The organism is Shewanella sp. N2AIL, from assembly GCF_022690845.1.
Classification (GTDB): domain Bacteria; phylum Pseudomonadota; class Gammaproteobacteria; order Enterobacterales; family Shewanellaceae; genus Shewanella; species Shewanella baltica.
This window is the reverse complement of sequence record NZ_JALBYT010000012.1, coordinates 64412-78424: the sequence shown is the minus strand read 5'-3', so window position 1 is coordinate 78424 and position 14013 is coordinate 64412. Positions and strand designations below refer to the sequence as shown.

The 14013-nt window shown below is 47.3% G+C and carries 12 protein-coding genes and 1 pseudogene; 6 read left to right on the top strand and 7 right to left on the bottom strand.

Features of this window, described 5'->3' with window-relative positions; all coding sequences use genetic code 11:
- Positions 1-95: 95 nt before the first annotated feature.
- Positions 96-761, top strand: coding sequence for a peptidase (locus MO387_RS09340; RefSeq protein ID WP_107948950.1), 666 nt, complete (start codon positions 96-98; stop codon positions 759-761).
- Positions 758-1534 carry a PepSY domain-containing protein gene (locus tag MO387_RS09335; RefSeq protein ID WP_107948952.1) on the top strand — a complete coding sequence of 259 codons (777 nt, stop codon included), beginning with the start codon at positions 758-760 and terminating at the stop codon, positions 1532-1534. Before MO387_RS09340 ends, MO387_RS09335 begins: the two co-directional genes overlap by 4 nt.
- Positions 1535-1756: 222 nt before the next feature.
- Here the strand turns inward: MO387_RS09335 and MO387_RS09330 are convergent, their stop codons facing one another.
- Positions 1757-2302 (bottom strand): mechanosensitive ion channel family protein, encoded by a 546-nt coding sequence (locus MO387_RS09330; protein ID WP_006080363.1) that lies wholly within the window; start codon positions 2300-2302, stop codon positions 1757-1759.
- A 106-nt stretch (positions 2303-2408) separates the two neighbouring features.
- Here MO387_RS09330 and MO387_RS09325 point away from each other — a divergent pair, with 106 nt between their 5' ends.
- The 4 genes from MO387_RS09325 (at position 2409) to ahpF (ending at position 7416) form a co-directional block, all read left to right on the top strand.
- Positions 2409-3152 carry a spermidine synthase gene (locus tag MO387_RS09325; RefSeq protein WP_107950309.1) on the top strand — a complete coding sequence of 248 codons (744 nt, stop codon included), beginning with the start codon at positions 2409-2411 and terminating at the stop codon, positions 3150-3152.
- A gap of 89 nt (positions 3153-3241) precedes the next feature.
- The gene (locus MO387_RS09320) at positions 3242-4774 is read left to right on the top strand and encodes a leucyl aminopeptidase (protein ID WP_107948954.1); all 1533 of its coding nucleotides are present in this window, start codon (positions 3242-3244) and stop codon (positions 4772-4774) included.
- Between the two features lie 337 nt (positions 4775-5111).
- Positions 5112-5681 (top strand): alkyl hydroperoxide reductase subunit C, encoded by a 570-nt coding sequence (ahpC, locus tag MO387_RS09315; RefSeq protein WP_006080359.1) that lies wholly within the window; start codon positions 5112-5114, stop codon positions 5679-5681.
- A 163-nt stretch (positions 5682-5844) separates the two neighbouring features.
- Positions 5845-7416 (top strand): alkyl hydroperoxide reductase subunit F, encoded by a 1572-nt coding sequence (ahpF, locus tag MO387_RS09310; RefSeq protein ID WP_107948958.1) that lies wholly within the window; start codon positions 5845-5847, stop codon positions 7414-7416.
- A 265-nt stretch (positions 7417-7681) separates the two neighbouring features.
- Here ahpF and MO387_RS09305 read toward each other — a convergent pair whose 3' ends face one another.
- The 6 genes and pseudogenes from MO387_RS09305 to brnQ form a co-directional block, all read right to left on the bottom strand.
- A complete protein-coding gene (locus MO387_RS09305) occupies positions 7682-7921 on the bottom strand; it encodes a DUF4287 domain-containing protein (protein WP_107948960.1) in 240 nt (79 codons plus the stop codon).
- 52 nt (positions 7922-7973) lie between these two features.
- Positions 7974-8396 (bottom strand): annotated as a pseudogene (locus tag MO387_RS09300) (GNAT family N-acetyltransferase).
- A gap of 84 nt (positions 8397-8480) precedes the next feature.
- Entirely contained in the window at positions 8481-10205 is a 1725-nt protein-coding gene (gene recJ, locus MO387_RS09295) for a single-stranded-DNA-specific exonuclease RecJ (protein WP_107948962.1), read from the bottom strand.
- A 94-nt stretch (positions 10206-10299) separates the two neighbouring features.
- Positions 10300-11025: a bifunctional protein-disulfide isomerase/oxidoreductase DsbC gene (gene dsbC / locus MO387_RS09290; protein WP_107948964.1), complete on the bottom strand. Its 726-nt coding sequence runs from the start codon at positions 11023-11025 to the stop codon at positions 10300-10302.
- A 140-nt stretch (positions 11026-11165) separates the two neighbouring features.
- Entirely contained in the window at positions 11166-12068 is a 903-nt protein-coding gene (xerD, locus tag MO387_RS09285; RefSeq protein WP_006080351.1) for a site-specific tyrosine recombinase XerD, read from the bottom strand.
- 114 nt (positions 12069-12182) lie between these two features.
- Positions 12183-13589: a branched-chain amino acid transport system II carrier protein gene (gene brnQ, locus MO387_RS09280; RefSeq protein WP_199908753.1), complete on the bottom strand. Its 1407-nt coding sequence runs from the start codon at positions 13587-13589 to the stop codon at positions 12183-12185.
- Positions 13590-14013 lie beyond the last annotated feature (424 nt).

The window sequence follows — 14013 nt, the reverse complement described above, 5'->3', positions numbered from 1 at the left end:
AAATTAGTTCACAAAATAAAAGGTGAGTCATCAACTTGAAGCGGGTTAACACACTTAAACGAGTCTCATCGGCGCACTTTCTGCACAGATGGTTGATGCTATTGCTGGTACTGCCGATTGGGATCTGGTCAGTCACCGGCAGCTATTTCGTCTTAATGGATCTTGGATTTATCCGTGGCGATCATATTAAAGTGCAAGACTCACGGCATATCGATCCCAGCCAGATCCATTACCCAATCGCAGCGGTTTATGAACGTTTCCCCAAGGCTCAAGCAATCGCGTTAACCTCAGTCACTGATACCCTCTACTACCGGATTAAACTGAACGATAAGTCCATTCTCGTGAACGCAGATTCGGGTGAGTTATTGCCTTCAATAACGGAGAAACAAGCCCGAATGATAGCTTCAAACTATCAGCATCACGGGTCTTTAGCCGTCGAGGCTAAGCTTGTTAGTGCAACCCTGTTCACCGATATCGCCCCTGCAGAATTAGCGCCGCGATACTTGCCAGTTTGGAGAATGGATTTTAACGATAGCGCTGCTACAAGCCTTTACCTATCAGCGACAACGGGAGAGTTAGTCACGCGTAGACATGACTATTGGCGTTTATTCGATCTCTTTTGGAAATGGCACATTATGGATTACGACGAAGGTGAAGCCATCGACAATCTTCTACTACTGAGCACGGCTCTAGTCTCTATTGTGGCTGTATTAGCTGGCTTCGTTTTACTTTGGCAGCGCAGAAGGAGGTATCTGAGATGATGCCGAATATTAAACTTAAGCCTAAGCCTCAAAGTAAACGCTTCAAGCGCTGGGTCAAAATCGCTCACTATTGGCTCGGTGCCATAGTTAGCATTCAACTGCTACTTTGGCTTGTTACTGGGGTCTATTTCAATTTGACGCCCCATGATGAACTCAAGGGAATGGAGTACCAACAGAGCCATCATCCTGAGCCGCAAAGGCAAGCGTTTGAGCCACAAAAGCTTGTGGATATCGCCCCCTTACTGGCGAAGCATAATCAAGTAGAAAGCCTGACATTAGTGGCGCTCGCAGGTAAGCCCGTTTATGTACTCGATGCAAAGGTGCAGCGCTATGCACACCAGTGCCAACAGCAAACCTTGATTGATGCCTATACAGGCAATGTCTTACATATTGATAAACAAAACGCGCAACAACTGGCGCTTGAAAGTTACACAGGGCCGGGCAAGATTAACCAAGTTAAGCAAATCTCAGCCCCCATTAGCGAGTGGCTAACCCAGTGCAATTCACTGTGGCAAATAGGTATGGATGATGACCTGTCGACGCGGATTTACATCAATGCGGTTAATGGCGAATTAGTTGGCCATAAAAATGACCACACAGACATCGCCGACTTGATGTTTAAATTGCACTTTATGGATTACCTCAATCAAGGCAGCTTCAACAACCCCTTTAGCTGGCTGTTTGGCATACTAACCTTGTTGTTATCCCTATCGGGCCTGTATTGGGTTGTTGAGAATCTTGTACTCAAGCGCTATCGATTAAGCCTGAGTTGAGTCTTAGTCAGGTGTTAGTTAAGTGCTATTTTAGCGTTAGTTAAGTGGCTAGAACGGCAATAGCGATTTCATCTCATCGTGCGCCGCTACTAGTTAACCAGCCGCTATTGATTCGTCAAGAGTACGTAAGCAAACACACCTAATGACACGATAATTGGACTAAGCGCCCGCGAGCACTCAACACAGCTCGATAATCGATACACAGCGGCGTCGTTATATTCACTACTCAGGATCAAACTTCTTCTTGCCTTCGAGTAACGCCTGACGTTCGGCTAAGGGCGTTTGATCGGCCAGCTTTAACACTGCCTTTTGCAGCATTAAGTTATTGGGATAAGTAATGGTATCGCCGTTATCGCGGTGGATTAGCACATGGAATAACGCGATTTCGATAATCACACCGCTAATATCTTCATCCTTATCCACGACTCGAATGCGCTCGCCGATACGATAAGGAAACACGAAAAAGATCAGCACGCCTGCAGTTAAGTTACTCAATATCGACCACTGAGCCACTAATGCTACACCCATCACAGCGAAGGCGGATGACACAAATAGCGACACATCCTGATAGCCCAGCCCGAGCGAGACCGCCATCAATGACAGAGTAATAAAAAACATCACATAAGAGATAAAACGAGTGACTAAACTGGTCCGCGCCACACTCACTTGCTTCATTTGCGCCAGTTTTCTCACCCAATGGGTTAAGGCGCGCTGTAAAAAGAGAAACACTGCAAGATAAATACAGGCAAGCAGGATTTGATTTGTCATAATAGCGGCTCAATTAACTAAAACTGTCTGAATTCTAACTTTTTTGCGCGAGCAGTTATAGCCTGTGCAAGCGAGCCAAGCAGCTAAACCGAGTAATAAACCCAATATGGCCGATTCTACCCTCTTACATGAAACCCAAGACGCACTAGGCCCAATCCGCGTAATCGATTACGACGACTCACGGATCCTGTCCTTTGGGGACAACGACGAGCAGAGTAAAATCCTCAAGGCTGCGCCCCATATTCCCCAGCACACTTATGTGCAAGCCATGTTGTTGGTTTTGCTGTTTTGTAAGCCAAAGAGCGCCATAGTCTTAGGCTTAGGTGGCGGCTCGATTATTCACTCTCTACGTAATTTCGACGCGGCAATAAAGTTAACGGCAGTGGAATTACGCCCCGCGGTGATTGAGTTAGCTAAGCGCTATTTTCAGCTACCGATAGGTAAAAAGCTCAATCTTATCAATGATGATGCCATCGCCTTTTTGGCCGCAGGCGATCATAAAAAAGTCGATGTAATTTTTGCCGATATCTACACAGCCAAAGGTGTTGAAACCGGGCAGCTTTCACCAGTATTCCTTGAGCAATGCACTAACCTTATCAAACCCAACGGTTATTTAGTGCTGAACTGCTGGAAAGAACATAGCCAAAATCGCGAGTTGTTGGCTGACTTACAACAGCACTTTGCCCATGTGAATGCTTGCCTCACTGGTGGCGGTAATTGGGTGATATTTGCCAGCCAATCGCCACAACTTTTAGGCACCTCGGCCCTTAAAAGTCAGGCTCAAACTTTGTCGCAACAATTGGATTTTGCCCTTGAGCGATCACTGACACGCTTTGGGCCTTGGATTTAATATTAATATCAGCAAAATAGCTTAAATTAGTTAACCCTAAGGCTGAGCTTTGATATTCTTCTCACACTCCCATGATATGAGCTGTCACCATGAAAAATAAGCACAAATTTATGTTAAGCGTTATGGCTCTGGCGTGCCTTAACTCTCTCAATGCTAACGCCGAGATTTTTAGTTTTGACACTCGTAGCTCACTGAATTCAGATACATTAGTGCTATTCCAAAGCGCTGATTCTACTACCTATGGGATCGATTTTTTACCTCAGTCGACCCAAGACCAATTAAACCTAGCGACGGCAGATAACAGCTTTTCCGGTAAGCAAGGTGAAATCCTCGAGATTTTAGTGCCGAGCGAAATCGATGCTAAGCGAGTCTTACTGGTCGGTATTGGCGATGCAAAAACCCTAACGCCTGGTGATATCAATACAATCGGCGGTAATGTTGCTGCCAAACTCGATACGGTTCCCCAAGCTACAGTACGCGTACTCACCCAAGGTTTAACGGCCGCGCCGTTATTTGCCTCAGAGCTGGCCCACGGTATTGAACTGCGCAGTTATCGCTACACTCAGTTCAAGGCGAGTACCCATGCAGAGAAGAACTACCAAATCGCCGTCGATGATTTAAGTGGCAACCAGAAACACCATAAAAACCTGCAAGCGGTTGAAGCTGGAGTGTTTTTAGCACGCGATCTCACCAATGCGCCCGCAGGCATTATGTATCCAGACAGCTTTGCCAATGAGGCAAGAAAACTAAAATCCCTCGGCGTTAAAGTCACAGTATTAGAAGCCAAAGATATCGAACGCCTACAACTGGGCGCCTTGGCGGCAGTAGGTAAAGGCAGCGAACGCCCACCTAAGTTAGTGGTGGCCCATTGGCCGGGCAGCAAAGACGCGCCAATTGCGCTGGTCGGCAAAGGCATCACCTTCGACTCAGGCGGTTACAACATTAAGGCGACGGGCACTTCTATCGCACGGATGAAGTCAGACATGGCGGGCGCAGCCACTGTGCTTGGCACCATTAAAGCCATGGCACTCCAAAAGGCGCCAGTCAACGTAGTCGCGATTATGCCGATGGCGGAGAACATGATCTCTGGCCACGCGATGATCCCAGGGGACGTGATTAAAACTGCCCAAGGGCTCACCGTTGAAGTGCTTAATACCGATGCCGAAGGTCGCTTAGTGCTGGCCGATGGCCTCTGGTATGCCAGAGAAAACTATAAGCCTTCCATCATAGTGGATGTCGCGACCTTAACGGGTTCTAAAGTCGGCGCACTCGGCAGCGTATATGCGGGATTGTTTACCGACTCAGAAACCTTGGTTCAACAGTTAACCTATGCGGGACAACAGGTTGGCGAGAAAGTATGGCGTCTACCCTTAGATCAAGCCTACGATGATGAGCTTAAGTCCACGATCGCAGATCTGAAAAACACAGGTAAAGAAGGCAGCGCAGGCGCTTCCTCTGCGGCCATGTTCTTAAAACGCTTTGCGGGCGAACAGCCTTGGGCGCATCTCGATATCGCAGGTAATGCCTTAACCGCCACCGATACCGCCGTTGTGCCTGCGGGCGCCACAGGTTACGGCGTGCGTTTGCTCAGCACTTGGTTAACTCAGCCTAAGAAAAACTAGGCTCTCGGCTCTCTAGAATATTGTTTTAATTGATTTTATATTCTAAGGGATATCATTGATATCCCTTTTTTATGCCTGAAATTTAGCTCAACCTATCCACTGAAAAGTCATCGCATACAATCCAGACCCAATCCCAAGCACGCCAACCCGCAGCAACCGTGGAAAAACCGATTAAGTCCGGTCTAATTGTATCTACATTCGATTTAACCGATTAGGATAATAGTTTTTATCCGTTATCTTAATTTTAAGCGAGTCGGTAATATGCTTCACATCGACAGGACGCAAGCAAATGTCCTGTTATGAACTTAAGCAATTATCAACTCAATGGAAGCATAAAATGACTCAATCAATTATCAACAGCACAATCAAACCATTCAAAGCCACTGCCTATCACAATGGTGAGTTCGTTCCAGTAACGGAACAAGACCTGTTGGGTAAATGGTCAGTTGTGTTCTTCTACCCAGCAGATTTTACCTTTGTTTGCCCAACTGAATTAGGCGACATGGCGGATTACTACGAGCAGCTGAAAGGCATGGGTGTTGAAGTTTACTCAGTATCAACTGACACTCACTTCACTCACAAAGCATGGCATGACACGTCAGACACCATCAAGAAGATCAACTTCCCAATGCTGGCTGACCCAACAGGCACTATCAGCCGTAACTTCGGCGTGATGATTGAAGAAGACGGTTTAGCACTACGTGGTACTTTCGTGATTAACCCAGAAGGCCAAATCAAGGTCAGCGAAGTTCACGATTTAGGCATCGGCCGTAGTGCTCAAGAGCTAGTTCGTAAAATTCAAGCAGCTCAATATGTTGCTACTCACGATGGCGAAGTTTGCCCAGCTAAATGGCAACCAGGTGACGACACATTAGCACCGTCTTTAGACCTAGTTGGCAAAATCTAATTTAGCCTGCAAAGCGTCAACCCCGCCAGTCTAGCGTCCCAAGCTGATTGGCGTTACAACCGACACAGTTGTATCGCCACGCAGCAAAGGATTAAGCCCGCCCCTGCAAGGGCCTAGACTGGCCCCCTTACCTCTCCCTTTTACGCGATTTTGGAGTTATCACATGTTAGATGCGAATTTAAAAAATCAACTGCAAACCTATCTGCAAAACCTCAAGAGACCAGTTGAACTTGTCGTGTCTGCAGATGAGAGCAAAAAGTCTCAAGAATTAAAAAGCTTAGCGCAAGACATTGTCAGCCTATCTTCTCTGGTGAGCCTGAAAGAAACTCAGGGCGAACGCACCCCGGCGATGACAGTGATTAACCCAGAGCTTAATACGCAAATCAGCTTTGCGGGTCTGCCTATGGGTCACGAATTTACCTCACTTGTGTTGGCTTTACTGCACACGGGTGGACACCCAATCAAACTCAGCGATGACATTATCGAGCAGATCCGCAATCTGCCGGGCAAATATTCCTTTGAAACCTATGTCTCACTGACCTGCCAAAACTGCCCAGACGTAGTACAGGCACTGAACATGATGGCGGCGATTAACCCGAATATCACCAACGTGATGATCGACGGCGCCCTGTTCCAAGAAGAAGTAACCAGCAAAAACATTATGGCCGTGCCTTCTGTCTACTTAAATGGCGAAGTGTTTGCTGCTGGCCGTATCAGCATTGGCGAGATTTTAAATAAGTTGGATACCAATGCCGCAAGCCGCAAGGCCGATGAAATCAATGAAAAAGCCCCATTCGAAGTTTTAGTGGTGGGTGGCGGCCCAGCCGGCGCAGCGGCCGCTATTTATGCAGCACGTAAAGGCCTTCGCACTGGTATTGTTGCCGACAAGTTTGGCGGACAAGTCGCTGAAACAGTCGGTATCGAGAACTTTATTTCGGTAAAAGCGACCGAAGGTCCAAAGCTAGTGGCAAACCTTGAAGCCCATGTACGAGACTACGAAGTCGACATCATGGACAACCAAAAGGCAGTGTCATTATCAACAGATGGCTTATTCGAGCTTGAACTGGCAAGCGGCGCTAAATTACGTAGCCGTACCGTATTGTTAGCCACAGGGGCACGCTGGCGTGAAATGAACGTCCCCGGCGAGAAAGAATACCGTGGCAAAGGTGTCGCTTACTGCCCACATTGCGATGGCCCGTTATTTAAAGGCAAACGTGTGGCGGTGATTGGCGGCGGTAACTCAGGTATCGAAGCAGCTATCGATCTCGCCAACATAGTAGAACATGTTACTGTGCTGGAGTTTGATAAAACCCTACGCGCCGACGATGTACTGCAACGTAAAGCGGCATCTATGGGTAACATTAAAATCATTACCCAGGCCATGACCACTGAAGTGACTGGCGATGGTACTCGGGTTAATGGCCTGAACTACACAGACAGAGCCACTGGCGAGAGTCACCATGTCGCACTGGCAGGTATCTTTGTGCAAATTGGGCTAGTACCGAATGCGGAATGGTTGAAGGGCACTATCGATTTAACCCCAAGGGGCGAGATCGTAGTCGATGAGCGCGGCCAAACCTCAATCCCAGGTATTTTTGCCGCAGGTGATGTCACTAACTCACCGTTCAAGCAAATTATCATTGCCATGGGCAGCGGCGCGAGTGCATCACTGGGCGCATTTGATTACTTGATTCGCCACAGCGATGAAGAAATTAGCGATACCAAAGCCGCATAATAGTGCAACATTAACCGCATAAACTAAGAAGCCAGCGCAAGCTGGCTTCTTGTTTTTAAGAGAATTTATTTCGAGTCTTGTGAGTTTATCGACCGCTTTAAACTATGGTACAAACAGGCAAATCCCATGGTTGAAAACAACAAGATTAAGCAAAGTAGTCTCACCCAAGGCACTTGCCCCTCGAGTAACTAATTCAAAAAAGCGGAGGAAACAGAAAAACTGGCAAGATAGGCATATTGTAATTGTGTCATGCTAAGTACCGCTATCAACTTTTTTCGTTAATAAAATACGCCACCAGCGCATTGGCATGCCCATGACCGAGTTGATGCTCACTCTTAAGCCAAGCCACCATTTCCATATGTTTTTTACCTTTGAGACCTTGCAATAGCGTTAGCCAGTGGGCGATCGGCTGTCCATAAGTTTTCTCGATAGAAGGGAAATATGATGCGGGGCCTTTCACTTTCACGCTATCGGCTACTGTCGTTGGCTGAGTTTTTCCTGTCATAACAGATGTCCTTATCTTGATATTTATAGAATTTACGTCAATAAAATCTAGCCTAAAGGTAGGGATTCTCAAGCCGAATTTGCATTAAGGTTTCAGGCGTATCGACTGCATTAAAGCCAAACTGGGCGTAGAGTCCATGGGCATCGCGGGTGGCGAGCATTATCCGCCTTAATCCCTGTAAATCAGGATGTTCCATAATTGATGTCATCATCAACTTACTTAAGCCTAAACCACGGTGCGACTCAAGTACAAACACATCGGCAAGGTAGGCAAAGGTGGCTTTATCTGTGATTAAGCGGCCAAAGGCCACTTATTTAGCTTCACCATCAAGCACAGCAAAACACAGGCTATTGGCTAACGCTTTACGCAGCAATGCCTTTGGCATGCCCTGTGCCCAATAACTGTTACTGATAAAGCCATGAATAACCTCAAAATCCATTTCCGCTTGATCACAACTCACACTATATGTCGGCATGACTCAATTCCCTTTTTATCCCCAATTAAGTGCAGCATTTGGCATTCAAGACCTAGGCTATAACCACGTTATCTATTACTGCAACTACATGGCTTCGATTTGCTCAACCATGAGTTGCAGCGAGAAATTACCGCGATACTCATTCACATCAAGCTTATAAACGATACGGGCATGGTGAATGGTCGCATCGGGCCAAGTGTGTAAATCCACATTAAAAGCAATCGCATCGAGCATCACAGTGCCGCACTGGGTTTCGAGCACGAGCTTAAGATGGCGCTCGCCGACGAGGCGTTGCTGCACTATCGTAAAATAGCCATCAAACAATGGCTCTTCGAAGGCTTGTCCCCAAGGCCCGGCATTGCGCAGTAACTGGGCCATCTCAAGATTCAGTTCCGTGGGAGTGAGTTCACCATCGGACCACAGCTCGCCAGTTAGCAGTTCAGGTTTGAGCAGTTCACGCACCGCATCATCATAGGCTTTGGCAAACGTAGCAAAACTGCCAGCTTTGAGTGATAAGCCCGCCGCCATCGCATGACCGCCAAACTTGATAATCAGTCCTGGGTGGCGCGTGTTGACCAGCTCGAGCAAGTCGCGCATGTGCAAGCCTTTGATTGAACGCGCCGAGCCTTTAATTTGACCATTGCCGGCATCGGCAAAGGCGATCACGGGTCTGTGGTATTTGTCTTTAATGCGCGAGGCCAGAATACCAATGACGCCTTGGTGCCAATCTTCTTGAAATAGCGCGATCCCCCAAGGTAACTCGTCTTCGTTGAGCTTTAAGTGCTCAAGGCTTTTTAAGGCTTCTTGCTGCATGCCGACTTCCAGCTCACGACGCTCTTGGTTTAACCCATCGAGCTCGGCCGCCATACGCCGCGCGTACATCATGTCTTCACAGAGTAAGGTTTCGACCCCTAGCGCCATTTCATCGAGCCGGCCTGCGGCATTAAGCCTTGGACCCACGGCAAAACCAAAATCAGATGCAACAATACGCGCAGGATTTCGCTTCGCCACTTCAAGCAGTGCGGTAATCCCCACACGGCAGCGGCCCGCTCGCACGCGCTGCAAACCCGCTTCGACTAAAATGCGATTATTGGCATCCAGCGATACCACATCGGCAACGGTGCCAAGGGCAACGATATCGAGCAGCGTGCCGAGATTAGGCTCAGCAATACCGCGCGTTTGATACCAGTTTCGCGTTCGCAGTTCAGCCCTTAATGCTGTCATCAAATAAAAGGCGACACCGACACCGGCAATCGATTTACTCGCGAATGGGCAATCGGGTTGATTCGGATTCACTATCGCATCAGCAGCAGGCAACTCGTGTCCGGGTAAATGATGGTCAGTAATCACCACTTGCATACCAAAGGCTTTGGCCGCAGCAACGCCATCAATCGATGAAATACCGTTATCGACAGTGATCAGCATTTCAGCCTGTTTAGACGCCGCAACCGCAACAATTTCAGGGCTTAAGCCGTAACCGTAATCGAAGCGATTGGGGATCAAATAGTCCACTTTCACTGCGCCCATCATCCGTAGCGCCAGCATACATACGCTGGTTGAGGTCGCGCCATCGGCATCAAAATCACCGACGATCAAAATCGACTTATTCGCCTGCATGGCATCGGCAATAAGCTTTGCTGCTTCGGGCAAACCTTTCATGGTTTCAGGTCTTAATAGGCCCTTAAGGACAAGTTCGCATTCGTGGGTGAGCGCACCGCGGCGGGCGTAAAGCTGCTTCAATAGCGGCGAAAGATGAGCGGGTAAATGGCTATCATCAACGGTTGGGCGACGGACTATCTTATGGATCAAGGGACTCAAACTCTCATGAAATCGTGGCGATAAGATAACAAAAAGGTGAGCCTTAAGCTCACCTTTAGTGGGATAAATTTGATTATTTTGACTGTTACTGACGAGCTTCTAAGGTGCGTAATAAGTCCGCAGGGGGTTGATAACCTGGGATCATATTGCCATCTTCTAACACGATTGCAGGCGTACCATTCACACCAAAGGTGGTGCCTAAAGCATATTGCTCGGCAATTTTAGCATCACAGGTGGCGGCAGATACTTTTTGGCCAGCTTTAGCGTCTGTCATGGCTTTTAATGGATCTTTAGCACACCAGATGGCTTGCATTTCGTCGGCGTTGGCTGACGGCACGCCCGCACGTGGGAAGGCTAAGTAACGCACGGTAATGCCAAGCTTGTTGTAATCAGCCATTTGGCTGTGCAATTTACGACAATAACCACAGCTCACATCGGTAAATACAGTGACCACATGTTTTTCATTTTTCGCTTTATAGACAAGCATATTATCTTCAAGCGGCTTCATCATTTCTAAACGTGGGCCAGCTAATGCTGCTTCCGTTAAGTTTTTCATGCCTTTATCTAGGTCATACAAACTGCCGTGGAACAGTTTTGATCCATCACGACTAATATAGAGCACGCCGCGGTTGGTCATGGCTTGATATAAACCCTCAATCGGCGAATCCTGCATAGAAATGACTTCAACATCCAACATCTCAGTCAGTTTTTGCTTAATAGCAGCGGTATCTGGCGAGGTCGCTGTTGCGGCGTTAGCAAGAGGAGCTACAACAAGGGCAAAAATTAAAGATAATGCTCGGGTTAACTTCATGGGACATCCTATAAATTGGGTCTCGACGAGGAGATTTTGGGGTCGTTCAAACGCGATATACTTAATAGACCCCGTATGGGGGCAAAAAGTTACAGACAAGCCGCGCGGAAAGCAAATTTATGCTGTAACTAAATCCTTTTTCAGCCTCTTGGATGATGCTGTTGATGCAATTCCTGCAACCTTGCCCGCGCCACATGGGTATAAATCTGCGTGGTCGACAGGTCGCTATGGCCTAACAGCAATTGCACCACCCGCAGATCGGCACCGTGATTCAGCAAATGGGTAGCAAAAGCATGGCGCAATGTGTGCGGTGATAATGCGGTTTCAATCCCTGCACGCAGGGCATACAACTTAATCCGATGCCAAAAGGTTTGCCGCGTCATCATCTGCCCGCGTTTTGACGGAAACACCACATCGGACTGTTTATTACCGAGCAGCTCTTGGCGCGCAAACTTCATGTAGCTCTCGACCTCGGTAATAGCTAATTCACCCAGCGGCACGAGACGCTCTTTGCCGCCCTTACCCACAATGCGCACTAAGCCTTGGCGCAGGCTCATCTGCTCCATAGTCAAGCCAACGAGCTCGCTCACCCTCAAGCCTGTCGCATACAAAAGCTCTAGCATGGCTTTGTCGCGACATTCGACGGCATCTTCCACATTGGGCTCAGACAACAAGCGATCGACCTGTGATTCGCTCAATGAATCGGGTAAATGGCGGGTTAATTTAGGCGACTCGACTAGGGCCATAGGATCGGCTGAAATCTGCTTGGTCTGCACTAAATAGGTATAGAAACGCCGCAAACTGCTGAGCAGCCGAGCACTACTGGTGCGCGCAAAATCCTGCTCGACTCTAAAGGCTAAATACGCTCTGACATCCGCCTGAGAAACCGCGAGCAGCGTTACCCCTTGCTGAGCTTGATAACGATCAAAATGGCGCAAATCGGTGCGATAGGCCGATAAGGTGTTGTCACTCAGTCCCTTGCTCGACCAGAGATCATCAAGAAAAACATCAATGAGCGGATCGGGCTGATATGTCTTAGGCACAAAAACTCCATAAAAAAACGGCGTCATCAAATGATACGCCGTTGATATTAACTTAACTAGATTTAAGCCTACATCAGCTTAACTGAGTCCCGCGTAAAAACGCGAGTACAAGGCTTAAGCAGCAGGCGTTTGATCACGACCAAACACTAAACACAGTACTATGGTTGCAATCGTTGGCAGTAACCAAGCCATGCCTTCTTCATAGAGTGGCAGCTTAGATAACACGGGAGACATCACATCTACGACATGGATAAAGCCCTGCGCTAAGCCATTCACCGCTTGACCATCAGCGTCAGTCAAACCTTTCACTGCCACTTTAAGACCATCGAAGATGCCGAAAAACAGTGCCACGCTCAGTACTGCACGATGTGCAAACTGTGGATTCGCAAAATAAGCGGTCAAGAAAGTGATGACCACTAAGGCGATTGCCACAGGATAAATCGTCATTAATACGGGAATACTGATGGCGATAAGCTGCGTAAGACCCACGTTAGCAATCACAGCGCATATCAAGCTTAAAAAGATCACCAGGAAACGGTAAGACAGTTTAGGCATTAGCTCATTAAAGAACTCAGAACATGCACTCACAAGGCCCACCGCTGTGGTTAAACAAGCTAAAGTCACGACCGATGACAACAAGACTGAGCCTAAATCACCAAATTCACGGGTCACATAGTTCGTTAAAATCTCGCCGCCATTTTTAGCACCGATGGCGATATCGCCTGCGGTCGCACCTAAAAAGAACAGCGACACATACACAAAAGCTAAACCAGCGGCAGCAATAAAGGCGGCGCGGATCAGATATTTAGTTTGAGCACTGGGTTGATCAATCCCCTTTTTGCGCAGGATATCGATAATCAGCATACCAAACATTAAGGACGCTAACGTATCCATAGTGTTGTAGCCTTCCAAAATACCTTTGGTCAGCGGATGGTTTTGATAATCGCCCACGGCTTGGCCCACTTCGGATGCGGGTAAAAACATCACAGATGCAGCCAATCCAACTAACAAGATTAATAAAATAGGCGTTAATACTTTACCTACGCTATCGAGCAGCTTGCCAGGGAAAAGCGCCAATAACATAGTGACTGTGAAGAAACACATGGTGTATAGCAGTTGCGACAGGTTCAGTTCTAAACTGCCCAGTAAAAATGTGGCCGTGGTGTCATCGATAAAGGGCTTAGCGCCAATCTCGTAAGCCACTAAACCGGTACGCGGCGCAGCAAATGCAGGGCCGATAATGATATAAATCGCGATAGCCAATGTCGTTGCTGCAAATACTGGCAGCATAGCCATAACCTTACCTTGAGCCTTAGCGACAGCAATCAGTCCAACTAAAGGTAAACCTACGGCGGTAATCAAAAAACCCAACATGGCGAGGGGCATATTACCGCCCGCTAACATTCCCGCGAACGGTGGAAAAATTAGGTTACCTGCCCCTAAAAAGAATGCGAAGGTCATAAAACCTAAGCCCAATGTATCTGCGATACTCATCTGATTGTCTTGCACTGGAAGCCCCATCTTGTCTTATTGTTTTTTTACAAACTTAAGTGATTATGTGTCGATTAGCCATAGCTAAAACAAAGCCCATCCGGAGTGCAAATCTTTGTTTACACAATTCCGTGGTAAATATGTTCGATATCTGTCGAGTTTATAATCTATGACAAACTTTTGTGCAGCCGCACTGACTACTAATTCACCACTAAACTCGTTTACCTATCCGTTAATCATAAAAGTGATTAAAAATGGGGGCGAAACTAATACCAGACTTAAAGTTCTAATACAAGACAACAAGACCATTAACATAAAAAAAGCGAAATAATGCTAATTAACTGCTAAGAAAAGGTTTCTAAGGCAATAAAATAAAGCGTTAATTAAGTAAAATCTTTATTGCGCCTTAAAAAATAAAATCTTATGCCGACACAAATTCATACATCTAGGGCTA